Annotated in this window: 16 protein-coding genes and 2 rRNA genes; 10 read left to right on the plus strand and 8 right to left on the minus strand. The window is 59.8% G+C overall.

Going from position 1 to position 23,267, the window contains the following annotated elements; translation table 11 throughout:
• The first annotated feature begins 253 nt into the window (after positions 1–253).
• A 23S ribosomal RNA gene (locus tag AC1DXS_RS04705) occupies positions 254–3,133 on the plus strand.
• A gap of 143 nt (positions 3,134–3,276) precedes the next feature.
• Positions 3,277–3,389: ribosomal RNA gene (rrf, locus tag AC1DXS_RS04710) — 5S ribosomal RNA — on the plus strand.
• Between the two features lie 234 nt (positions 3,390–3,623).
• Here rrf and AC1DXS_RS04715 read toward each other — a convergent pair.
• The 3 genes from AC1DXS_RS04715 to AC1DXS_RS04725 all read right to left on the minus strand — a co-directional run bounded on the left by AC1DXS_RS04715 (position 3,624) and on the right by AC1DXS_RS04725 (position 7,070).
• The gene (locus AC1DXS_RS04715) at positions 3,624–4,544 is read right to left on the minus strand and encodes an MBL fold metallo-hydrolase (protein ID WP_477736410.1); all 921 of its coding nucleotides are present in this window, start codon (positions 4,542–4,544) and stop codon (positions 3,624–3,626) included.
• Between the two features lie 24 nt (positions 4,545–4,568).
• Positions 4,569–6,254 (minus strand): AMP-binding protein, encoded by a 1,686-nt coding sequence (locus AC1DXS_RS04720; protein WP_477736411.1) that lies wholly within the window; start codon positions 6,252–6,254, stop codon positions 4,569–4,571.
• A 75-nt stretch (positions 6,255–6,329) separates the two neighbouring features.
• A complete protein-coding gene (locus tag AC1DXS_RS04725; protein ID WP_477736412.1) occupies positions 6,330–7,070 on the minus strand; it encodes a DUF8198 family protein in 741 nt (246 codons plus the stop codon).
• Positions 7,071–7,137: 67 nt separating this feature from the next.
• On the opposite strand from AC1DXS_RS04725, the gene AC1DXS_RS04730 reads away from it, so the two are divergent.
• From AC1DXS_RS04730 to AC1DXS_RS04750, 5 genes are all read left to right on the plus strand, one after another.
• Positions 7,138–7,644, plus strand: a complete 507-nt coding sequence (locus AC1DXS_RS04730; protein ID WP_477736413.1) for a hypothetical protein — start codon at positions 7,138–7,140, stop codon at positions 7,642–7,644.
• A 16-nt stretch (positions 7,645–7,660) separates the two neighbouring features.
• Entirely contained in the window at positions 7,661–9,271 is a 1,611-nt protein-coding gene (locus tag AC1DXS_RS04735) for a GMC family oxidoreductase (protein WP_477736414.1), read from the plus strand.
• Positions 9,272–9,314: 43 nt separating this feature from the next.
• Entirely contained in the window at positions 9,315–10,223 is a 909-nt protein-coding gene (locus AC1DXS_RS04740; RefSeq protein WP_477736415.1) for an esterase/lipase family protein, read from the plus strand.
• A 147-nt stretch (positions 10,224–10,370) separates the two neighbouring features.
• Entirely contained in the window at positions 10,371–11,033 is a 663-nt protein-coding gene (locus tag AC1DXS_RS04745) for a helix-turn-helix transcriptional regulator (RefSeq protein ID WP_477736416.1), read from the plus strand.
• 40 nt (positions 11,034–11,073) lie between these two features.
• Positions 11,074–11,733, plus strand: a complete 660-nt coding sequence (locus AC1DXS_RS04750; RefSeq protein ID WP_477736417.1) for a Crp/Fnr family transcriptional regulator — start codon at positions 11,074–11,076, stop codon at positions 11,731–11,733.
• Positions 11,734–11,746: 13 nt separating this feature from the next.
• Here AC1DXS_RS04750 and AC1DXS_RS04755 read toward each other — a convergent pair whose 3' ends face one another.
• Genes AC1DXS_RS04755 through AC1DXS_RS04765 form a run of 3 tightly spaced genes read right to left on the minus strand, consistent with a single transcriptional unit; the run spans position 11,747 to position 16,549 of the window.
• Entirely contained in the window at positions 11,747–13,630 is a 1,884-nt protein-coding gene (locus tag AC1DXS_RS04755) for a S8/S53 family peptidase (RefSeq protein WP_477736418.1), read from the minus strand.
• An 8-nt stretch (positions 13,631–13,638) separates the two neighbouring features.
• Positions 13,639–14,736: a phosphatase PAP2 family protein gene (locus AC1DXS_RS04760; protein ID WP_477736419.1), complete on the minus strand. Its 1,098-nt coding sequence runs from the start codon at positions 14,734–14,736 to the stop codon at positions 13,639–13,641.
• A gap of 31 nt (positions 14,737–14,767) precedes the next feature.
• Positions 14,768–16,549 (minus strand): adenylate/guanylate cyclase domain-containing protein, encoded by a 1,782-nt coding sequence (locus AC1DXS_RS04765; protein WP_477736420.1) that lies wholly within the window; start codon positions 16,547–16,549, stop codon positions 14,768–14,770.
• Between the two features lie 395 nt (positions 16,550–16,944).
• Between AC1DXS_RS04765 and AC1DXS_RS04770 the strand changes: the two genes are divergently transcribed.
• The 3 genes from AC1DXS_RS04770 (at position 16,945) to AC1DXS_RS04780 (ending at position 21,696) form a co-directional block, all read left to right on the plus strand.
• Positions 16,945–17,364 carry a 4'-phosphopantetheinyl transferase family protein gene (locus AC1DXS_RS04770; protein ID WP_477736421.1) on the plus strand — a complete coding sequence of 140 codons (420 nt, stop codon included), beginning with the start codon at positions 16,945–16,947 and terminating at the stop codon, positions 17,362–17,364.
• 12 nt (positions 17,365–17,376) lie between these two features.
• Positions 17,377–18,474: a M4 family metallopeptidase gene (locus AC1DXS_RS04775; protein WP_477736422.1), complete on the plus strand. Its 1,098-nt coding sequence runs from the start codon at positions 17,377–17,379 to the stop codon at positions 18,472–18,474.
• Positions 18,475–18,651: 177 nt separating this feature from the next.
• Positions 18,652–21,696, plus strand: a complete 3,045-nt coding sequence (locus AC1DXS_RS04780; RefSeq protein ID WP_477736423.1) for an ATP-binding protein — start codon at positions 18,652–18,654, stop codon at positions 21,694–21,696.
• A 36-nt stretch (positions 21,697–21,732) separates the two neighbouring features.
• On the opposite strand, the gene AC1DXS_RS04785 is transcribed toward AC1DXS_RS04780, so the two are convergent.
• On the minus strand, positions 21,733–22,398 hold the full coding sequence (locus AC1DXS_RS04785) for a class I SAM-dependent methyltransferase (protein ID WP_477736424.1): 666 nt from the start codon (positions 22,396–22,398) through the stop codon (positions 21,733–21,735).
• A gap of 21 nt (positions 22,399–22,419) precedes the next feature.
• Positions 22,420–22,953: a hypothetical protein gene (locus AC1DXS_RS04790; RefSeq protein WP_477736425.1), complete on the minus strand. Its 534-nt coding sequence runs from the start codon at positions 22,951–22,953 to the stop codon at positions 22,420–22,422.
• Between the last annotated feature and the right edge of the window lie 314 nt (positions 22,954–23,267).

Below are 23,267 nucleotides of genomic sequence, written 5' to 3' on the forward strand. Positions count from 1 at the left end.
GTTAATTGATTCATTTCAATTATTGGCTGTTCTTTAAAAATTCATAGAGTTAAATCAGCGTTGCTGGTGGAAACTGCACATTCGTAAAGGTTTAGTGCAGACCGTGCCACCAGCAACATTTAGAGATTTTTGATTGCGTCAAAAGAAACTTTTAATTTCGGATCAAACCGGATATTGAAAGATACGGCATAACGCGTCTGGTGAAAGACCAGACATCATTCCTTGAAGATAACTTGAGAAATCAAAGTTATAGGGTCAAGTGAATAAGAGCACATGGTGGATGCCTTGGCAATGATAGGCGACGAAAGACGTGATAGCCTGCGATAAGCTTCGGGGAGCTGGCAAATTAGCTTTGATCCGGAGATTTCTGAATGGGGAAACCCACCCTTAGGGGTATCGCTCACTGAATACATAGGTGTGCGAAGCGAACCGGGTGAACTGAAACATCTCAGTAGCTCGAGGAAAATACATCAACCGAGATTCCGAAAGTAGTGGCGAGCGAAATCGGAGAAGCCTGTTAGTGATAGCAAGACTCTTAGCAGAACAGCCTGGAAAGGTTGGCCATAGCGGGTGATAGCCCCGTATGCAAAAAGAGACTTGTGGTACTGAGCTAACGACAAGTAGGGCGGGACACGAGAAATCCTGTCTGAATATGGGGGGACCATCCTCCAAGGCTAAATACTCATCATTGACCGATAGTGAACTAGTACCGTGAGGGAAAGGCGAAAAGAACCCCGGGAGGGGAGTGAAATAGATCCTGAAACCGTGTGCTTACAAAAAGTAGGAGCCTCGTAAGGGGTGACTGCGTACCTTTTGTATAATGGGTCAGCGACTTACATTCAGTGGCAAGGTTAACCGAATAGGGTAGCCGTAGAGAAATCGAGTCCGAATAGGGCGATCAGTCGCTGGGTGTAGACCCGAAACCAAGTGAGCTATCCATGGCCAGGATGAAGGTGCGGTAACACGCACTGGAGGTCCGAACCGACTAGTGTTGCAAAACTAGCGGATGAGCTGTGGATAGGGGTGAAAGGCTAAACAAACTTGGAAATAGCTGGTTCTCTCCGAAAACTATTTAGGTAGTGCCTCAAGTATTACCATCGGGGGTAGAGCACTGTTTTGGCTAGGGGGTCATGGCGACTTACCAAACCAATGCAAACTCCGAATACCGATGAGTACAGCTTGGGAGACAGAGCACCGGGTGCTAACGTCCGGACTCAAGAGGGAAACAACCCAGACCGCCAGCTAAGGTCCCTAAAATTGGCTAAGTGGGAAACGAAGTGGGAAGGCTATAACAGTCAGGATGTTGGCTTAGAAGCAGCCATCATTTAAAGAAAGCGTAATAGCTCACTGATCGAGTCGTCCTGCGCGGAAGATGTAACGGGGCTAAGCCAGTTACCGAAGCTGCGGATTTGCAATTTATTGCAAGTGGTAGGAGAGCGTTCTGTAAGCCTGTGAAGGTGGTGGTGTAAACCCTGCTGGAGGTATCAGAAGTGCGAATGCTGACATGAGTAGCGTTAAAGGGGGTGAAAAGCCCCCTCGCCGTAAGCGCAAGGTTTTCTACGCAACGTTCATCGGCGTAGAGTGAGTCGGCCCCTAAGGCGAGGCAGAGATGCGTAGCTGATGGGAAACAGGTCAATATTCCTGTACCGATGTGTAGTGCGATGTGGGGACGGAGAAGGTTAACTCAGCCAACTGTTGGATATGTTGGTTCAAGCCTGTAGTCGTGCCTGGTAGGTAAATCCGCCGGGCTTAGATGAGGGGTGATAACGAGTCTGCTTGCAGACGAAGTGAGTGATACCCTGCTTCCAGGAAAAGCCACTAAGCTTCAGCTACACACGACCGTACCGCAAACCGACACTGGTGCGCGAGATGAGTATTCTAAGGCGCTTGAGAGAACTCAGGAGAAGGAACTCGGCAAATTGACACCGTAACTTCGGAAGAAGGTGTGCCTTTAGTAGGTGAACCATTTACTTGGGGAGCCCAATGAGGTTGCAAAAAATCGGTGGCTGCAACTGTTTATTAAAAACACAGCACTCTGCTAAGACGAAAGTCGACGTATAGGGTGTGACGCCTGCCCGGTGCTGGAAGATTAAATGATGGGGTGCAAGCTCTTGATTGAAGTCCCAGTAAACGGCGGCCGTAACTATAACGGTCCTAAGGTAGCGAAATTCCTTGTCGGGTAAGTTCCGACCTGCACGAATGGCGTAATGATGGCCACACTGTCTCCTCCTGAGACTCAGCGAAGTTGAAATGTTTGTGATGATGCAATCTCCCCGCGGAAAGACGGAAAGACCCCATGAACCTTTACTGTAGCTTTGTATTGGACTTTGAACAGATCTGTGTAGGATAGGTGGGAGGCTTTGAAGTGTGGTCGCTAGATCGCATGGAGCCAACGTTGAAATACCACCCTGGTGTGTTTGAGGTTCTAACCTAGGTCCATTATCTGGATCGGGGACAGTGCATGGTAGGCAGTTTGACTGGGGCGGTCTCCTCCCAAAGTGTAACGGAGGAGTTCGAAGGTACGCTAGGTACGGTCGGACATCGTGCTAATAGTGCAATGGCATAAGCGTGCTTAACTGCGAGACTGACAAGTCGAGCAGATGCGAAAGCAGGACATAGTGATCCGGTGGTTCTGTATGGAAGGGCCATCGCTCAACGGATAAAAGGTACTCTGGGGATAACAGGCTGATACCGCCCAAGAGTTCATATCGACGGCGGTGTTTGGCACCTCGATGTCGGCTCATCTCATCCTGGGGCTGTAGCCGGTCCCAAGGGTATGGCTGTTCGCCATTTAAAGAGGTACGTGAGCTGGGTTTAAAACGTCGTGAGACAGTTTGGTCCCTATCTTCCGTGGGCGCTGCAGATTTGAGGAAGCCTGCTCCTAGTACGAGAGGACCGGAGTGGACGAACCTCTGGTGTATCGGTTGTCACGCCAGTGGCATTGCCGAGTAGCTAAGTTCGGAAGAGATAACCGCTGAAAGCATCTAAGCGGGAAACTCGTTTCAAGATTAGATCTGCCGGGGCCTTGAGCCCCCTAAAGAGTCGTTCAAGACCAGGACGTTGATAGGTCAGGTGTGGAAGCGCAGTAATGCGTTAAGCTAACTGATACTAATTGCTCGTGCGGCTTGACCCTATAACTTTGATTAATTCGAAGTTGTTATGCCAAGTTGACGCATTCAAAAAGCACAGCCCAGCAGCTGTGCGAATCTAAATACAAGCTGATTTGCTCTATGAATTCGATGGGTTGTTCTATGAACAATCTGTCAAAAAGTTATGCCTGATGACCATAGCAAGTTGGTACCACTCCTTCCCATCCCGAACAGGACAGTGAAACGACTTAGCGCCGATGATAGTGCGGATTCCCGTGTGAAAGTAGGACATCGTCAGGCTCTTACAGCAAGGAACGCCCGGTTGATTTTTGATCAACCGGGCGTTTTCTTTTGTGCGCTTCATACCCAGTATGAGGTGGTGGTTTACCAAGTCACACGCTAATTAAAAAGCCCGCACGAATCCGTGCGGGCTTTTTTGTTCGTTCTGGTGATCAGGGGACGAGAAGAATGAGGATGGTTCCCGCTGTCGACCGGAGACGCACCCGTGGAACTGCTCATGTTCGCCTGGCGGGATCAAGCATTCGCAATAAAATTGCCGTCTCTTCGCGCCGCGCCGGCTGTGACCAGATCCGCGACGAGCTGATCTATCCAGATTCGATCGGATACGTTGCCAAAAAACGTGGCTTTGATTTGCATGAAATAGGGCGTCTCCATAACCCATTTTGTGAACTCGTCAAAATCCCGCCGCTGGATTTCGAGCAACTTGAACTTCAGCAACACTTTCGCAGCGTGCCGAGCATGTCTCGACGGATCGTTGACGAATGACTCCAGCCGCTGCCGCGCGCGGGCAAGTACTTCGGGCGCATACGAAAAAACTCGACCGTGCCCAGGAATAACGACTCGGGGACTTAATTGCTCGATCAAATCCAAGGTCGCGGCGACTTCTGAGAATGCATCTACTCCCTCAAGTTCTGGAAAAACAACCCCGAAGCCGTTTTCCCACAGCGCATCCGCAGAAATAAGTACACGACTCCGCGGTTCAAAGAACAGCAGCGAATGTGGATCATGGCCCGGCGCCGCGTGAACCTGCCACATTTCAGCTCCAAAACGCATGGAGCTCCCTGGCCGGAGCGCATCTGTAAAGTCAAAACGCGGACAGAGCTGCCCAGTCGGCAAATAAGTCAGCGCCACCGGATCCCAATCGGTGACCTGCTTCGCGTGGCCGGGGGGAATCAGTGTGCGCAGGTCCAGGTAGCGCGCCTGTAAAGCGGCATTGCCGCCGCAGTGATCGCTGTGCAAATGCGTGTTGATGAGAACATCAAGCGGCCGTGAGCCGAGGACGGACTCCACCAAAGCGAGTGTTTGCGGCGCGTGCGTGCAATATCCGCTATCAACGAGAACGGTTTCGTCGCCACCCGTAAACAAAATATTGTTGGCGGAGAGCCACCCGCGCTCGAAAACGTGCAGCCCAGGCGGCAATTCCGGTGCGGCCATCAGCATTTTCCGGCGAAAAGACGCTCAGGCCGACGCGCGTAGCTCACGCCTGAGAATTTTCCCCACGTTGGTTTTGGGCAAGTCATCGCGAAACTCGATGTATTTGGGGCGTTTGTAGCCGGTGAGATGTTGCTTGCAATAGGAAGCCAGATCGTCTTCGGTCAGTGTGGGGTCGTTTTTGACGACAAACACCTTGATGGCTTCCCCCTGTTTGTCATCAGCGATTCCAATGGCGGCGCATTCGACGACGCCGGGACACAGGGAAATCACATTTTCAAGCTCGTTCGGGAACACGTTGAAGCCCGACACAATGATCATGTCCTTTTTCCGGTCAATGATTTTGGTGTAGCCGCGCTCATCCATGATGCCGATATCGCCGGTGCGCATAAAGCCGTCGGAGGTAAAGGCCTTCTTGTTTTCCTCCGGTTGCTGGTAGTAGCCCGTCATCACCTGCGGACCTTTGACACAGATCTCGCCGGATTCGCCAGGTGCAAGCGACTTTCCGTCATCGTCTTTGATGGCAATTTCGATGCTGGGCAAGGGCAGGCCTATGGTGCCGGTGAACTCTTTGTTGATGACCGGGTTGTTGGTCCCGATCGCACAGGTCTCGCTCATGCCCCAGCCCTCGATCATGGGGCAACCGGTAACCTGCAGCCAGTGTTTTGCCGTGCCTTCTGATGCTGCCATTCCGCCGGCCTGAGAGACGCAAAGGCTGGAAAAATCCACGGTTTTGAACTGCGGATGCTGAAGCAACGCATTGAACAGCGTATTGACCGCGGGCAACATGTGAAAGGGCCGCTTCTTGAGAACCTCGATGAACTTGCCGAAGTCGCGCGGGTTGGGAATCAGCGTCAGGTGCGCACCCCAGCGGATGGTGAGCAGGCACAGCGTCAGCGCGAAGATGTGATAGAGCGGCAAGGCCGCGATGTTGTTGGTCCTGCTCACGTCGCCCACGCGTTTCAAGGCCGGCGTGAACCATGCCTCCGCCTGCAGAATCGCGGCAACGATGTTGCGATGGGTGAGCACCGCGCCCTTGGACAGGCCCGTGGTGCCACCGGTGTACTGCAGAAAAGCAATGGAGTCCAGCGTGCTTTGCGTGGGCTTGAGCACCAGGCGGCTTCCTTCCGCTATCGCGCGATTGAAGGTAGTGACGGCGCGTCCGTCGTTCAAAGGCAACTTATACGCCGGCACGAGCTTGGCAAGATGACGCACCGCAAAGGTGATCCATTGGCCGTACCAGAACCCCAGCAGGTCGCCCATGGAGGCCATGACGACGTTCTTCACCGGGGTGCGTTCGATCACCTCCGCCAAGGTGGCGGCGAAGTTTTCAAGGATGACGATAGCCGTCGCACCGGAGTCGCGCAACTGGTGTTCCAGTTCGCGCGCGGTGTACAGCGGATTGACGTTCACGCAGGTGTAGCCGGCGCGCAGGATGGCTGCCATCGTGACTGCGAATTGCGGCACATTGGGCAGCATGATGGCCACGCGGCCGCCCGGCTCCAGCCCCAGGCTCTGCAGCCAGGCGCCCAGTGACGACGAGAGTTCATCAAGCTGTCCGTAAGTCATCCAGCGGTCCATGCACACCGAGAAAGGCTTGGCCGCGTTCTTCTTGAAGGAGTCCTCCAGCAGATGGTTAAGCGAGCGGAATTGCTCGGTGTCGATTTCGTGGGGGACACCTTCGGGATAACTCTTGAGCCAATGCTTGTTCATACAAACTCCTTGCGGCTCATTGTGGGAGCCGTGTGGTGGAATCCGTATGGGGCTTGTCCTAATGCGGGCGCGATATCAGGGGCCGGCAGCGAGCAAATGGCTTAATCTGGTCTCGCAGGTGACAGCATCGTCCTCAAACAGGGAGTGGATCCACGCGGTCTCGCGGTCTTTGATCACCTTGAGGAACTCGCCCGCGCCGCGCATGTTGGCGAAGGCATCGAAGCCGCTCTCCAGAAAATGCTGCAGCGAGTTCAACCCGGCGGCGGCCGCAGGTCCGCGCATCATTTTGAGCAGTGTGCGAAGCCCGAACATCCGGGTGAGGTGGTCAAGCTCCTGCCCCAGGTGAAGCACCACCTCGAGCTGCCGCTTGCGGGCGGCGATGTCGCCGACGCGGCGCCAGCAGCGGATGTAGCGTGCGCACTCGTCGCTCTGGGGGATGGCCTCGGAGTCCTTTAGCCACTCGCGGGCCATCAGGTCGTCGAGTTGTTCCGTCAGCGCGTGCACTTGAGCCAGCGCCGCGGCAGTGTTGACCACCGGCTGCGGAAAAAGCTTGGCGATGGTGCCGGCGATGCGCGCAAACTGCTGGTCGCGTTCGGCGTAGTCCTTGTCGCTGTAAAGCTCATGCAGGAAAAACGCCGCCGCCGTCTTGTACCGATGGCTGTGCAGCAGATCGGAGTAGGTGGCCTGAAAGCGCCGTGCCTGGAAGCGTTTGACCTCTGCGCTGGCGCGGCCGAGTGCGGCGTCGGCCCTGTGCAACTGGCGAAGCTTCGCCACTGTCTCCAGTGCGTCGTGTATTTGTTGAGCGGAAGCGTCCATACAAACCCGGAGTTTATCTAGGTACGGGCCCCTATTGAAACCGAAATGCGCGTGCGAAACTTCGAGGATGCAAAGACGAACGCTTCTCAAGCTCGGCGCAGCGTCGGCGGCGGTGTTGCTGGTCGCCGGCGGCGCGGCCGCGCTGTTGCAGCCCGGTCTCGACGGCGGCAGGCTGAGCGCTTCCGGGCGTGAGGTGTTTTCCGCGGTCGGTCGGGCCGTGCTCGATAAAACGCTGCCGGCCGATGAAGGCGCGAGGCAAATCGCATTGAACGGCCTGCTCAGCCGGGTTGACGTGCTGGTGCAGTCCTTGCCGCCGCATGCGCAGGCCGAACTGTCGCAACTGCTGGCTTTGCTGGCGAGCGCCGCCGGCCGGCGCGCGCTGGCGGGATTGGGTGAACCGTGGCAGCAGGCGTCAGTCACCGCCATCCAGCAATCTCTCCAGGGCATGCGCCTGTCCGGGCTGGCATTGCGGCAGCAAGCTTACGCAGCATTGCATGACATCACCGCGGGTGCGTATTTCTCCGATCCGGCGAGCTGGCCGCTGCTGGGGTACCCCGGTCCTCTGAAAATTTGAAAGCATCGCAAGCAGCATGAGCCAACTGAAAGATCCTATCCGCGAGGGCATCGCGCGCGGCTGGAAAGTCATGGGTGGCGTGCTGGCACCGGTGCCCGGCACACTCACGTGCGATGTCGCCATCATCGGCAGCGGCGCGGGTGCGGGCGTCACGGCCGAGGTGCTCGCCAAGGCCGGCCTGCAGGTGGTGATTGTTGAAGAGGGGCCGCTCAAAAGCAGCAGCGATTTCAACCAGAAAGAGTCCGAGGCTTATCCCTCGCTGTACCAGGAAAGCGCGGCACGCAAGACTGAAGACAAGGCCATCAACATCCTGCAGGGGCGCTGTGTGGGCGGCTCCACCACGGTGAACTGGACCAGTTCCTTTCGCACGCCGGGCTCCACGCTTCAATTCTGGCAAGACCGGTTTGGGCTGGACGGCTATACAACGCAAGCGCTGGCCCCTTATTTTGCGCAGGCGGAGCAACGCCTGAACATCACGCCCTGGCTGGTGCCGCCCAATGAGAACAACGATTTGTTGCGCAGGGGCGCGGCCAAGCTGGGCATTTCCGCGTCGGCCATCTCGCGCAATGTGAAGGGCTGCTGGAACCTCGGCTCCTGCGGCTTGGGCTGCCCGACCAATGCCAAGCAGTCGATGCTGGTCACCACCATCCCATCTGCGCTCGACAAGGGCGCCCAGTTGCTGACTGAAACCCGCGCCGAACGCTTCGAAATGGCAAACGGCAGGGTTACCGCGCTGCAGTGCCGTAACCTGGGTGCGCATGCCGGGTCGGCGGGTGACACCATCAGAATCGTTGCCAAACACTATGTGCTCGCTGGCGGCGCGATCAACTCGCCGGCCGTGTTGTTGCGCTCGCAGGCGCCAGACCCGCATGGCGTCCTGGGCGCCCGGACCTTTCTGCATCCGGTGGTCATGTCTTCGAGCGTGTTCGAGCAAAAGGTGGAAGCCTGGAGCGGCGCGCCGCAAACCATCTACTCCGATCATTTCCTGGAAACCCAGGCGATCGACGGGCCCATCGGCTACAAGCTCGAAGCACCGCCGCTGCATCCCGTGATCTTTGCGTCGACCGTGCCGGGCTTCGGCCAGGGCCAGCACGACCTGCTCAGATCTTTTCCCTACAACCACACTTTGCTGGCGTTGCTTCGGGACGGCTTCCATGACGAGTCCAGGGGCGGGCATGTCAAGCTGCGCAGCGACAACTCCGCCGTGCTGGACTATCCGCTGACGGACTACGTCATGGACGGCGGGCGCAGGGCGTTGCTGTCGATGATGGAAATCCAGTTCGCGGCAGGTGCAAAACAGGTGCTGCCGCTGCACGAGATGGCCCAGCCCTACACCTCGTGGGCGCAGGCCCGTGATGCGGTCAATGCCTTGCCCATGAAGCCGCTGCTGACCAAGGTGGTGAGCGCCCACGTCATGGGCGGCTGCGGCCTTGCCGGCAGCGAACGCCAGGGCGTTACGCGGCCGGACGGCGTGCACTGGCAGCTCGAGAACCTGTCCGTCCACGACGGCTCGCTGTTCCCCACCAGCATAGGCGCGAATCCGCAGCTGTCCATCTATGGCATCGTAAACCGCCTGGCGCAGGGGCTGGCCGCCAGGCTCTCGGGCCGCAGTGTCACACTGGCCTGAGATACTGCGGTCTGGTACCGCTTCCTGCCCCTCTGCCTGACCCATGCTGGCCCACCTACAAAGACTCATCACCCTGTGCCTGGCTGCCGCGGCCTTTGGCTGGCTGTTCTGGTTTTACGCCGGCTCGCCGGTGCTGGCGATCGCGGGCTTCGGGCTTATCACGTTGGGTTACACCGCTTTCCTGGCGCTCGAATTCATCTTTCTTCATCAGGTCAACAAGCAGGACCCGGCGCCGCAACCCACCTGGATGGAAGTGCTGCGCGCCTGGTGGGGCGAAACTGTAACGGCGCCGCGCGTATTCTGCTGGCGCCAGCCCTTTCGCATGAATGTGGTGCCGGACCAGCTTGCACCTCCCGCCTCCGTTCATGGGCGCCGCGGCGTCGTGTTTGTGCACGGCTTTTTTTGCAACCGCGGTTTGTGGACACCCTGGTTGCAACGCGTTCAGGCCGATGGGCGAGCCTTCGTCGCCGTAAACCTCGAACCCGTGTTCGGCTCCATCGATGACTATGCGCAGCAGGTCGATGAGGCCGTCCGGCGGGTCACCGAGGCCACGGGGCTGCCGCCGCTGCTGGTGTGCCACAGCATGGGCGGGCTGGCCGCGCGTGCCTGGCTCAAGCGCATGCGGGCGGAGGCCCGTGTCTTCCACGTGGTGACCATAGGCACGCCGCACCGCGGAACCTGGCTGGCGCGTTTCGGACACGGTCACAACGGCCGCCAGATGCGGCTGCAGTCCGATTGGCAAACGCAGCTGGATCACGGGATGCCGGCGAACCGCCATGCCTTGTTCACGTGCTGGTACTCCAACTGCGACAACATCGTGTTCCCGACCTCCACCGCCACCTTGCCCGGGGCCGACAACCGCCTGGTTCGCGGAGCCGCGCATGTGCAGATGGCCTTCCTGCCCCAGGTCATGGAGGCCACCCTGGCCATGCTGGAAAACGACCGGGGCTGAACGGCGGCCCAGCCCATTCGCACCGAATCGGCGGCAGGGGTGAGCTTATGTGAATTTCTCACAAGAATGACCCGGCATATTCACTATCTACATTGGGCAAGGCTTTTTATGCTCGTCTTCATCTATTTGTAGGATGGAGCGCCTCCCGTGACCTTATTTGCACAGACCAATGCCGCCTTTCTGGGGGCCGTGCCTCCGTTTCCCCTGGACGACACCGACTCGGTGCCTGCGTTGCTGGCTTTCCTTGTGGATGAGCTCGCCCACGGGGTGCTTCTCGTCACCGCCCATGGAAAAATACTCCACACCAACCAGGCCGCCCGGCGCGAGCTCGGCCGCGCCGTCGTGCTGGATGCGGAGCAGGGGGAGTTGAGGGTTCTTGCCCCGGCCGATGCAAAAGCCTTCCAGAGTGCCATGGGCAAGGCCGTTGCCGGCAAGCGCGGCCTGCTCAAACTCGCGGGCGAGGGCGCGGACTTCACCCTGGCCCTGATTCCGCTTCAGCACCAGGCGGGCATCCCGTGCGACCGGATCGCGCTCGTGTTGTCGCGCGTTGGAGTGAGCGAGTCCGGCGTGTTCGGCGCATTCGCCCGCAACCACGGCCTCACCCACACCGAGGAGCAAGTGCTGGTACTCCTGTGCCGCTGCCTGAGCACGCCCGAGATCGCCGTTCAGATGAAAGTCGCGGTCTCCACCGTGCGCAGCCACGTGCGCAGCCTGTGCGCCAAGACCGCTTCCAGCGGTGTCCGGGAACTGATCAACCGCGTGGCGATTTTGCCACCCATCGCCCCCTTGCCGCTCGGACAAGTTCATTGATAGCCGCAGGGGGCGGCAACGTGCTAGATTACGACTCATCATGAGTCCGCACACACCTCCCGAAGAAGATCTTTACGCCCATTTGACCCCCGAATTACGTACCCTCGCCATGCGCGGCGCGGTGCGAAGTTACCCCAAGAAGGCGGTCGTCATCAACGAGGGGGAAATCGGGGACAGCCTCTACGTCCTGCTCAAAGGCAGCGTCAAGGTGTTTTCCATGGACGAAAGCGGCCGTGAAATCACCTACGGCCGAATCCATTCGGGCGATTACTTTGGCGAGATGTCCCTGGACGGCGGACCGCGCTCCGCCTCGGTCATTACCCTGGAGCCCTGCACCTGCGCCGTGCTTAGCCGCGCGGAAGTGAGCGAGCACTTGGTTTATGAGCCAGGATTCGCCATCAATCTGGTGGTTCAGGTTATCCGCCGCGCCCGCACCGCCACGGAAGCCGCCCGCAATATGGCGTTGCTTGATGTGTATGGGCGATTGATTGCCGTGCTGGAAGCCCACGACGACGTCGCGACCCGCGATACCGCCGAGGGAGTCACCTTGGAGGCGATCACCCACCAGGATATCGCCAGCCGCGTCGGTGCCTCGCGCGAGATGGTGAGCCGTCTGCTCAAAGACCTTGAAAAGGGCGGCTACATCGAAATGGGCACCAAGCGCATCACCCTGCTCAAGAAACTGCCCAGCCGCTGGTAGCGGCGAAGGCGTCTTATATCGCGTTGAAGATCCGCCGCGTTTCCTGCGGCGCTGCGTCACTGGTGCCCCTCAGCCGGACCGCCGAACTGCTGTAGGTGCCTGCAGCCCGAACCCCCGTCATGATGGGATTTTCATCACTGAACGCCGCGGTGCTGGGGGTCTTCACCACGCCGGGACGCTCTGGCCTGCTTGCATCGGGGTCAGGCTTCTGCGGGGAGTAATGCGCCCAATGCGACCCCACGATCCGCGTGCCGCCCACGGACACCGTCTTGCGCCCGGTGGCAACGCTGTTGAAGTTGCCGCTGCGCCGGATCAAGGTCGGATTGTCGGGGTGATCCACGAAAGAGCCCGGGTTGCCGCTCATGTCGTACAGCGTGTCTTCAAAGTGCGACTGGCGCCCGCCTCGTGCACCGGTCACCACGTCGTCACGTTCCACATAGGCGTCTATCGTGACCTTGCCCGGCTTCGTGTTGGTCAGCTTGATCTGCCACACGCCGCTAGGGGCCGTGGCGACACCCTTGTCGAAACTGAAGGTGGGTGCCAAAGCGATCAGCGCGCAAGTGCCGTGTGTGCCGGTTGCCACGCTTTTGGGGTAAATCAGCGCGCACAGCGGCTGCGTGCCGTTGCCCGTCCACATGCGGGACTCGCCGAACCCCAGGGCCGGCAGTGCAGCCTGTCCAGGTGGCGTGATCTCTATCCGGATGCCATGAGCCTGCGGCGGCAGCCATAGCTCCAGGAAGTTTTCGGTGGCGTCATCGGGTTGCCCGCGCCAGTGCAGTACTGCGTGCTCATTTTTTGCCAAGGTTACGTTGGCGTGCGTGCGCAACTGGTAGCTGTTGCCTGCCGCCAGCACGATCCGCAGCCGCTGGCCGCACAGCGTGATCAGCTGGTCCATCGCCGCTTCCAGCAGTGAACTCCCGTCATGCGGCCCGGCCAGGGTGCCGAAGCTGATGTTGGTCACGATTTTCGCATCATGCGCGCAGCGGGAAAGAACATACATCAATCCATCAAGGACGTGTACGTTCATCGAGCCACCCGAAGTATCGGCCACAGTGTCGTAGTCCAGCTGCACCGCGATGATGTCGCTGCGGCTGGCATCGTCATCGGCCAGGGCCCAGCTGGCCGGCCCGTCAAAGCCGGGCGGGAGATCGGCCATCTGCGCCATCAGCGTGCGCGGGCCGCAAGCCAGGTCCAGCACATGCGTGCCGTGACTGACGCGCTTTTGCAGTGCTTCCAGCTTGAAATGCCGGTACACCTCGCCTTCGTCCACCAAGCCGTTGTAGCTGCGCTGCTGCATCGCGTGGTTGATGTCGGCGGCCGTCAGCTCATGGCCGTAACCCAGGCCAGCGGGCGATCGGCCTACGCCTTTGCCGTCCTGCCGCCAAAAGTAGCGCGTACGCGCCTTGCCTTTGTGCAAGAAGCTGGCATTCGCAAAAGCCAGCCCGTCGTCGATCAGCGCCATGACCTTGCCCTTGAGTGGAGGCGGGGCGCCGGCCGTCGTCCCGATGAAGCCCGGGCCTTCCGTGTGAAGGCCGGCGGCCAAACCCAGTTCCAGCCGCCTGACCAGCGCATGCAGGCTGCCGCCAGGCTGGATGTGCTTGAAGAACGCCGGCTTGACGCGGGCCGTGCAGTAGCGCAGCCCCACCGGCGCGACACTGGAGGTGTATACCGGCGGCACATGCAGCCATTGCGGCGAGGCAGCGCTTATGAACTGGGCGATGCTGACGCCGGGGTTCAGTTCAATCGCCACGGCAAGCCACTTCGGCTGTGTACCGCCATAGCCCGCGAAGCTGTCGGTCTCGGCCCATACCAGGTAGGGATCGAAGCCTTTCGTCGCGTCCGGCTTGGCCCAGTCAATGCCGGTGAAGCCGCCCTTGGGGAGTTTTTGCCAGGTCATGGGTGTCCTTACTTCAGGGGTTCCCACTCTTTGGCCGCCTTGGACCACATAAAGGCCAGCAGCGGCGAGGCTGCCACGGTACCGATCCTGGTGAGGTATTGGTAGTAGCCGCTGTGGTTGTCATCCATGGGGACACGCAGGTCGAAATCGATAACGTTGCCCTGCGGATCGTGAAACTTGCGGCCGTCGAAACCGCGTTCATGCAGCTGGTTGCTGCCAAGGCAGCGCGCCGCGAAAAACTCGCCCAGCGCGGTACCGAGCAGCCGGCCCACGGCGCTGTCCACCGGGTAGTGCAGGCCTGCCACCGTGCGGTTCACCGCGATGCGCGCCGCTTGCCGCTCCAGTTGCTCCCGGTATTTGGCCCCGGTGCCGTTGGCGTTTTCAAGCAGGGCCAGCAGCACCGTGGCGACGGCGAAGGCTTCGGTGGCATGCCCGCTGGGCCAACTGGCATGGCCGGGGGTGTCAATCATGGGCTGGATCTGCGGCGACAGCTCCATGGGACGCGGGCAGGCGAAGGCGTGCTTGAAGCGCATCTCCACGTCGGACGTGAGCGCCAATGTCAAGGCGATCAGCTCCAGCGTCCATTTATGGCGGTGCGGCTGCAGGCCCACGATGGATCCCCAATAGGGAACCTGGGGCGTCATCTGGCTCAGGATTTCGCTGCCGCGGTCTTCACGCAGCTCAGCATAGTTGGCTACTAGCCCTACCTGTTGTTTGAACACCTTAGCCGTGGGACGAGCCAGGCGAACAATGGCATGATCCTTGAGCGGTTTCTTGTTGAGGTCCACAAACCCCAGGGTGACCGACTCGCGCGCCTGGTGAACACCGAAGTGAAGGCCACCCATCAGTTCAAGCGCGCAGACCTGCAGGCGCCGCTCAGCCGCCCACTGGGCCAGCCGGTCCGGTTTGTCGATGGGAAGGGGAAGGTTGACCGGCAGGGTCGGCCCCTGGAATGGCCCTGCGAGGGCCGCGCTGCTTTTTGTCATGCCATCGGCCAGCATGGGATTGGCGTCCGGCGCGCCAAAACCGCCGAAGCCACCAAAACCACCGAAGCCACCGAAGCCACCGAAGCCACCAAAGCCACCAAAGCCACCATTAATACTCATCTTCCTTCTCCTCTTAATTTGTATGAAAAAACTATGCAGGTAAGCCCGCGACGCTCAGTGCATCTGCGCAAATCCGCCCCATCTCAAATCGGCTACTCGGGGACCGTTGTAAAAAGCTGGTCACAGTCAATGTAGGTTCCAGCAGCAGAAGCTGAGTGACGGTCTTTTTGGCTTCTTCCACTTGCCCATCGAGCGACTGCGCAATTGCGAGAGCGCGCAGGGTTGATGTGTGGGTGCGGTTGACCCTCAGGGATCGCTTTGCCAACTCAATGGCTCGCGGGTAACTTCCCGCTGAAATTGCGGCAGAAGCTGCCAAGGCATCGTAAAAATAGCGGATCGGATCCAATGGGGACAGGCCCAGGGCTCTTTCGCTGGCCTTGAGTGCAACTTCTCCCTCGCCCCTGAACGCATGAAGCGTTCCCATCAGAAGCCATGCCATCGACTCGCTGGGATTGATCGACAAAGCGTGCTCATAGCGCTGTGTCGCGGTATCAAAGTCTTTTAGCAAATTGGTGTGAACGAATCCATCAACCGTCAATGCCAGGGTACATTCCGGCTCGAAGTCCAGCGCCCTCTTGGTGCAATCGAGTGCCCGCTTTGCCTCAAGTTCTGCATTTTCGGTCCAGCCTTGTTGAACCCGCAGAACATGCCATTTGGCCAGCCAGGCGTGAGGAATCGGATGCCGGCGGCTACGATCAATCAGGTGTTCCAACATCTCGCGAGCACGGTCAAATTCGCTAAACCCTGTGCGGTGCATCAGCGCGACAGCACCCAGCAGCAGCGTATAGCCATCCAGAGTCGGCAGCGCCTGGCTACGGGCACGTTGCAGTTGCTGGGACATGATGGAAGAACTGATGGCCGCCACGAGCCGGGAGATCAACTCATCATCTGTGGCAAACACGCCGTGTACTTGCCCCTTGAGATTGTCCGCCCACACCAGCTTCTCGGTTTTGGCATCAATGAGCTCTACAAACAACGCCAACTGCGTGCCCGCACTGCGGCAGGTGCCCGAGAGGATGTAGGTCGCACCCAGGTGTGTGCGGATGTCCTCAATTGCCTCATGCCGTTCGCGGAATACCGTCGTGGACAGCCGCGAGATGACGTGCAGTTCCGAGGTCCGGGACAGTGCGGCGATTACCTCGTCTGCCAGTGCTTCACCCAGCATTTCATGTCCGGGCTCGGTGCTTCGCATTGCAAATGGGATGACCGCGATGGTGGGCCGCAAGTCGAGGCGCACAGCGTTGCCGTGGGCGATGACCGGATGCTCGCCGATTGGGCCTATGCGGTAAGCCCGAACGGGTTTCTCAACATGCTTGAGGTGGCATTCACCCAGGTCTTCAACGTCGGCATCCAGATTGGCGGTGAGGTTGTCGCGCAACTCGGCCGTTACCACCAGTTCACCGGGACCCGCCAGCGTACAAAAGCGCGCAGTCAGATTGACGTCGGTACCGTAAATGTCGTGCTGGTCGGCCACGAAGCTGGCCAGGTGGCCGCCCATACGCAGATGCATCTGCTGCTCGGGCTGCAGGCCGGAATTGGCCTGCTGGCTGAAATGCTGCATGGCAAACGCCGCCTTGACCCCGCCTTGAGCATTGGCAAATTCCAGCATCAGCCCGTCACCCAGGCTTTTAACGATGCGGCCGCCATGCAGCGGCAGAATTTGCTGCTCAGCCTGCTGCACCAGTTGTTGCCACCGCCGTACGAAATCATCTTGGTCCTGTTCCATGATCCTGACGGACTCCACCACATCCATGACCAGCAGCACCTTCGTGCTTCGGCCCATGTGGGTAGGTAATTCGGTCAGGGGGTTCATCGTAAATGGTGTAACAAAGTTTTACCTCCTCATTTTGGAGGAGAACGCGGGTAATGGAAATACTGTGCGCGGCTTTATCTACAGAAACATCGGAATTGCTATGCTTGAGCAAAACCCATGGTAGATTGCATTTAGCTGCGGTTTTGATGCACTAAAGGTCCGTTTTGCGGCTGCCTTCTACAAAAACTGCGATGAACGTCGCCATCCTATGTCGCGGATGGGCTAGCCGCCTTGGGAAAAATATCGTCCGCAGTGTTCAACTTCTGATCCTGTGCTGAAGGCGATAGGGTGCCAGGTGAGCGAAAAGACCATCGGGATTTCAGATTGGATTAATTTTGCGTGTACTAATTGGGGCCGGTGTTTTTTCAGCGACAGGCTCCCTCCCGTTTCAAATATTGCCTTTTCTGATTCTGTCTCTCGTGTCGGAAGGGCGCATTGATATCGTTGATGCCGGATGGGTGGGCTCTGCATATCTCATCGGGCTGCTTTTCAGCGCCCTGTTATTGCCTCTTTTCAGTGTGATCATCACGTTGGGACGGTTCAGCGTGCAAAAGAGCTATTCGACGCTTGCGTACTTCCTGCCGCGGCAGGATTCCGGCATCGTCCCGCCCGAAGAGCGCCGTCAGCGCCAGGCAACGCGCGCGGTGCTGCGAAGGGTGCCTGGGCGTACCGGTGTCGCTGCCGCTGACGTTCGCATTGGCACGGGAGCCTATGGCAAGCCTTGTTTGGTGGATTGCCGTGCCATCGGCTTCAGTGTGCCGCATTCGGGCGGCTTGAGCCTGTTGGCATTTGCGCCCCGGCTTTTTTCGCACTGAAGGGCCGAATTCGTGAAACCCGCCTACCGCTGTTTTTGTTTTGCCGTCCCGTCCAAACTCTTTCGCAAGCTTGCCGAAAAATCCGGGGAGGAAGGGCGCCAGCGAATTGACAGCCACATCGAGCACAGCATGCGCTTGCGCACGCATCGCCATGTCTGCGCCAAGCAGGCGGTGGTGCCCCGCACGGTCCAGTCCCCCCAGGGCTTCATGCCTGCACAGGCTTACCGCCGCAGTATTTTTAATGCCGGCTTCGACACCGACTTGCCGGGCAAGCCGGTGCGGCACGAAGGCGACAAGCCGGTCAAGGACCGCAGCGTCAACCAGGTGTATGACAACACCGGCATCGCGCTGAATTTTTTCCACCAGATCTTCGGGCGGGACTCGCTTGACGACCGCAGCATGCGCGTGGAGTCCGCCGTGCATTTCGGAAAGAACTTCGCCAATGCGATGTGGACCGGCGAGCAGATGGTTTATGGCGACGGCGACGAGAACGTGGGCGGCTTCACCGAGGCGCTGGACATCATCACCCACGAACTGGCCCATGGCGTGATCCAGCACATGATTCCCGGTGGGCTGGGTGTGGTCAAGCTGGCGCGCAAGGACCGCGAGTTCGAGGAGCAGACGCATATGCTGCAGGGCCAGGCCGGCGCCCTCAATGAGTCCTTCTCCGATGTGATGGGCAGCATGGTCAAGCAATGGCATCTGGGCCAGACGGCGGCCCAGGCAAACTGGCTGCTCGGGGAGAACATGCTCGCGCCGCAGCACGGCAAGGCCATACGCTCACTGAAAGACCCCGGCAACCGCAAGCTCACCTGGTATGACGACGATCAGTTCAAGACCATGGAGCAATACGTTGACGGCGCCGACGTTCATGACAGCTCAGGCATTCCCAACCATGCGTTTTACCTGGTTGCCAAAAAAATAGGCGGTTTCTCCTGGGAAAAGGCGGGGCTCATCTGGTACGAGGCCTTCGCCAAGCTCAAGCCCAAGGCCAACTTCCTGGATGCGGCACGGGCGACAAGCCGCGTGGCCGGCGCGCGCTTCGGCAGTAAGTCAAAAGAGTACACGGCCGTGGTTTCGGCCTGGCAAACCGTGAAGGTACTCCCCTGAGGCAAAGCTACTAATGCCTTGATTTGTTGCGGGGCTCGTGCAACGATTCGGATTGTGGTTTTTCCTGTTGTGGAGAGGGATAAATAGAAGATGTCGTTGCGCTGCGTTTCGTGCCTGACCGTGAATCCGGTAAGCAACCGGTTTTGCGGTAACTGTGGCGCCGCCTTCGGGCTCAGTGTGCAGGAGCCTGCCAGTGCCTTGTCTCCGGCCGCGGAAATCCAGTGGGGTGCGCTCAAGCACGCCACCATCCTGTTTGCCGACGTGGTCAGTTCCACCGAGCATGTGGCCGGCATGGACCCCGAGCAGGCCATGGAGCAGTTGCGGCCCGCCGTGCAGCGCATGTGCAATGCGGTGGAGCGCTTCGGCGGCACCGTCGTGCGCACCTTGGGTGACGGCATCATGGCCTTGTTTGGCGTGCCGCGCGCGCTGGAAGGCCATGCCAACCTGGCCTGCGAGGCCGCGCTGGCCATGCAGGCGGCGTTCGAGGGCCCCGCTTCAAGTTTGCGCATTCGGGTTGGTCTGCATTCGGGCCAGGTCGCACTGGACCCCGAGGCGGTTGACGCCACCCGGGGCGGCGGCGTGCACGGCCATGCGATTCACCTGGCCAGCCGCGTGGTGGCCCTGGCCGAGCCCGGCGGAATTTGCCTCACGGCCGACTGCCTGTCGCTGGTGCGTTCTGCCTGCGACGTCCGGCCCATGGGCAAACATCCCTTGCGGGGCATCATCGAGCCGGTCGAACTGCATGCGCTGTTGGGCATGAAAAACGACGTGCGGAGCCACAGCTTTCATGAGGCGGCGCTGTCGCTTTTCCGGGGGCGTTCGCAAGAGCTGGCCGTGTTGCAGGATGCGCTGCGCAATGCCGAGAACGGCGAAGGCTCGGTGATTGGTTTGTCGGGCGCGCCGGGCTCGGGCAAAAGCCGGCTCTGCCACGAATTTGCCCAGTGGTGCCAGTTGCGCCACGTACCCGTCTTCGAGGTGAGAACCCAGCTGTATGGCCATGCCACGCCCTTGCAACCGGTTTTGCTGCTGCTGCGCAGCTGCTTTTTCCACATCACGCCGGCGCATGATGCCACTGCCGCGCGGGAGTGCATTGTCCGGGCGCTCGCAAAGCTTGGCACCGTAGTTCCGGACGACCTGGCATTGCTCAGCGAGTTCCTGGGCGTGGCCGACGCGAACAGCCAGCCCTGCTCCCTCAACCCCAAAGCACGGCGCGCCAGGCTGCTGGGCTTGTTGCATGAACTCGTGAAACAGGCTGGTGCGGCCACCTCCGTCATCGTTTTCGAAGACCTTCATTGGCTGGACGATGCCAGTGCGGAGTTTCTCTCCGCGCTGGTGGCCGCTGTCGCCGGAACCCGAACACTGCTGCTGCTTAACTACCGGCCAGGCTACCAGGCCCCCTGGTGGACGATGCGCCACTTCCGGGCGATGCAGCTGGCGGACTTGAGTTTGTCCGATACGGAAGAGCTGGTGCGCGAGCGGCTCAGGCATTACCCCGAGTTGCTCGATTTCTTCCCTCTCATCGTGGAGCGCTCCGCCGGGAATCCCTTTTTTGCCGAGGAATTGGCGCACTCCCTGATTGAGAAGAGCGCTGCGCTGGCGGTTTCAAGTCAGGAAAAATCAGACATTGCCTCGCTGGCGCATGCCTTGCCCGCGACCGTGCAGGCCGTGATCGGCGAACGCATAGACCGACTGGTGGTAACCCAGAGAACGCTGCTGCATGTTTGCGCCGTGATCGGCAAGGAAATTCCGCTGGCCGTGCTGCAGGACGTCGCGGTGTACCTGGTGAGCCAGCTCGAAACCGGGCTTGACGGCCTGTGTGAAGCTGAACTGCTGCAGTTGCTGCGCGAGATGGCGGGCGGGCGCCGCTTCGCTTTTCGGCACCCGCTCATTCAGGAGGTGGCCTACAGCACGCAGCTCAAAGCCCGGCGCGCCAATCTGCATGCCGCGGTGGCCATCGCCATGGAGGTGCACTACAGCGCCCAGCCCGGCGAGTTCGCCGCGCTGATCGCCTATCACTATGAGGCCGCCGGCCAACTCGTCAACGCGGCGCAGCACGAAGCGCGCGCCGCCAAATGGACGGGCTCGACCAACTCCGGCCAGGCGATCAAGCATTGGCGCAAGGTCTGGGCATTGCTGGAGGGGCAGGAGCGCTCACCCAGCATCGACATCCTCAGGGCCCTGGCGGGCGGCCGCATCATGTACCTCGGCTGGCGCGAAGGCCTGGATCCGCAGGAGGTCCAGAAGATCAGCCACGAAGCAATCGATCTGGCCAGGCAGGCCGACACCCGCCTGGAGCAACTGCTGCTTTTTGCGCAAGGGCGCATCGTCCAGTCGGGCGGCGGGCCGGCGGATGACTACGTGCAATGCGTGCGCAATGCGCTCTCGCTGACACCCCCGGGCAAGGATACGGGGCGGGTTGCCATGCTCAATGTGGCGCTCAGCCAGGCCTACGGCTGGGCTGGGCTGCTGGAGCAGGGCCTGGCCGCGAATGATGCCGCCTTGCTGGGGGTCGCCAGCATTGACCAGTTCGACCGGGAGTTCATCGACTTCAGCATCGAACAGTGGCTTTTCGGCATTCGCGCGCGCCTGCTCATACGCATGGGCCGGCTGGAGGAGGCCAAGCAGTGCCTGCAGCAAATGGAAGCGGCCGATGGGGGCTTGAACGATCCGGTGATCGAGCAGATCGCGCACTACCTGTATGTGGAGCTGGCCCTGTGCTTTGGCGACACGGCGCTCGCGCAGAAACATTCGGCCAGGGTCTCGAAGATCGCGCAAGAACACAAAAGCCCTTACTCCAGGGCCTTCGCCCTGTGGTGCGGCGGCCTGGTCGAGACCACGGCCGGCGACCTGGAATCGGCGCAGCGAAGCTACTCCCAGGCCCTTGAGCTGATCACGGGCACCCGTGCTGCGATGGAGTTTGAAACCGAGATCCGCGTAAGCCTTGCCGAACGCCACTACCAGGCAGGGGACCATGAACAAGCGCTGGTTGCGGCCAAGGAAGCGCTGGCGCTGTCGCAGCAGCGCAGCAACCGCCTGACCGAGTGCCGGGCCTTGATTGTCTGCGGCGGCGTCCTGGGCCAAAAGGCCGATGCCGACTCCTGGAGCGAGGCTTCCTTGCTGTTCAACCAGGCGGAGGAGCTGATCACCCTGACCGGCGCCCGGCTTTATGAGTCGGGGCTGGTGAGCGAACGCGGTCGCCTGGCGCAGTGGATGGCGCGCTAGCGCAGCCCGCCTGCTGTCTGGGCCGCTGCGGCAGCCTCAGTGGGGTATCCGCACAAGCAGCGTGTATTCGTCCGGCAGACCGTATGCCTGCACGATTTCGACGCTGGCACCCAAAACCTGTTCGCAGTGGCGTTGCCATTGCTCAGGCGCTGCCCGGTAGAGTTCCGGCGGGTCCGCTTCGCCTTCGGCGAGCGGTGCGAGAAAATTGACGGCGAAGCCCGCCCTGCTGCTGCTGTGCATGTCGGCCAGGGTCCGGGCGATGAAGGCTTCCCACAGAGCGCGCGGCTGGTTCAGCTTGACGTTGAAGATGCCGCTGGCGATTGAATAATCCGCTACCCGCGGGCTGGCGTTTCCCGCAATGAATGCCGTCAGCGGGCGCTTGCTCCACAAAGAGCGTGCCTGCTCCACCATGGCGGCAGACAGGTCCACCCCCAGGTAATCGATGCCTGCCGCCTGCTTGTGCCGCTTGGCCAGAAACGCCAGCAGCGCGCCATAGCCGCAGCCGATGTCATTGAGTGAAAAGGCCGCTTGCAGGCTGCCAACGCGCAGGAGCTGCGCGAAACGCAGTTCCTGCGTGGGCAGGCACGGCCAATCGACCCCTGCAGGCGTGGGGCCGTGGAGCTTGACCTTGTGCGAGTAGTAGCGGTCTATGCCCGCGTACAGGGCGGCAAGCGGATGCTCAATGGACAGGCGCCCGGTCATGATGGATGCCTGTCACCACGCTTATTTTTTGGCGGCTGGTTTCTTGGCTGCGGGTTTTTTCGCGTCCGCTTTCTTGGCTGCCGACTGTTTGGCCGCGGAGATCGGCTGCATCGGGATGGAGATCGTCAGGTAGTCCTGTTCCAGGTAATGGATGGGCTGGCTTTTGTCGATGATCTTCACTTCGGTGTTGGCCTTGTCGCCGCGCATGTCGTGCGAGGTGAAGAAAACCGGCAGCGGTGTTTTGGAAGCCAGGTTCTTGATGAGGGCGTCCACGATGGCGGCGTCGCCGTCCAGGCCCTTTTTGTTGGAGCCGTGGCGGTAGAGGTTGCCCAGCAGGTTCTGCCAGAGGTTTTTGACCTCGTTGTTGCGGGCACCCAGGTTCAAGGCAGCGCAGCTCATCTTGAACGAGCGGCCCTTCTTGAAGAGCTTGAATTCCTTTTGCAGGGCGACCATCTCCATGATGCCGCCGAAATGCGATTCTTTGCCCTGGGAAGGCGCAAAGCGAAGGTTGAGTTCATCCAGCATCGTTCCGATGTAGATGTCGTGTTCTTTCATGAAAAGGCCCATAAATTTCTCCTGCTGTTTCGGTTAATGGAATGAATGCCGTATTTTTGTAACGCGGCCATGGGCGCTTGGCGCCTCTTGTCAGGAGCTTGGCCTCCCTCGAAAACCGGTCATTTCGTGGGTAAAAAAAGCGCTCCTCGTCTGGACGATATCGTAAGCGAAGTAACAAACTATTACGCCCTCTTTTTGTAGGAGGAATTTTCCGCCAGGCAGGGATTAAACCCGATGTGGGGCGGGATGTTGCCGGCGTGCTGTGTGCGGCGTAGAGCTGCCCAGCCGCCGGCAGTTGGATATCTGTGAAAAAA

It is taken from the genome of Polaromonas sp. P3_B1, assembly GCF_056402935.1.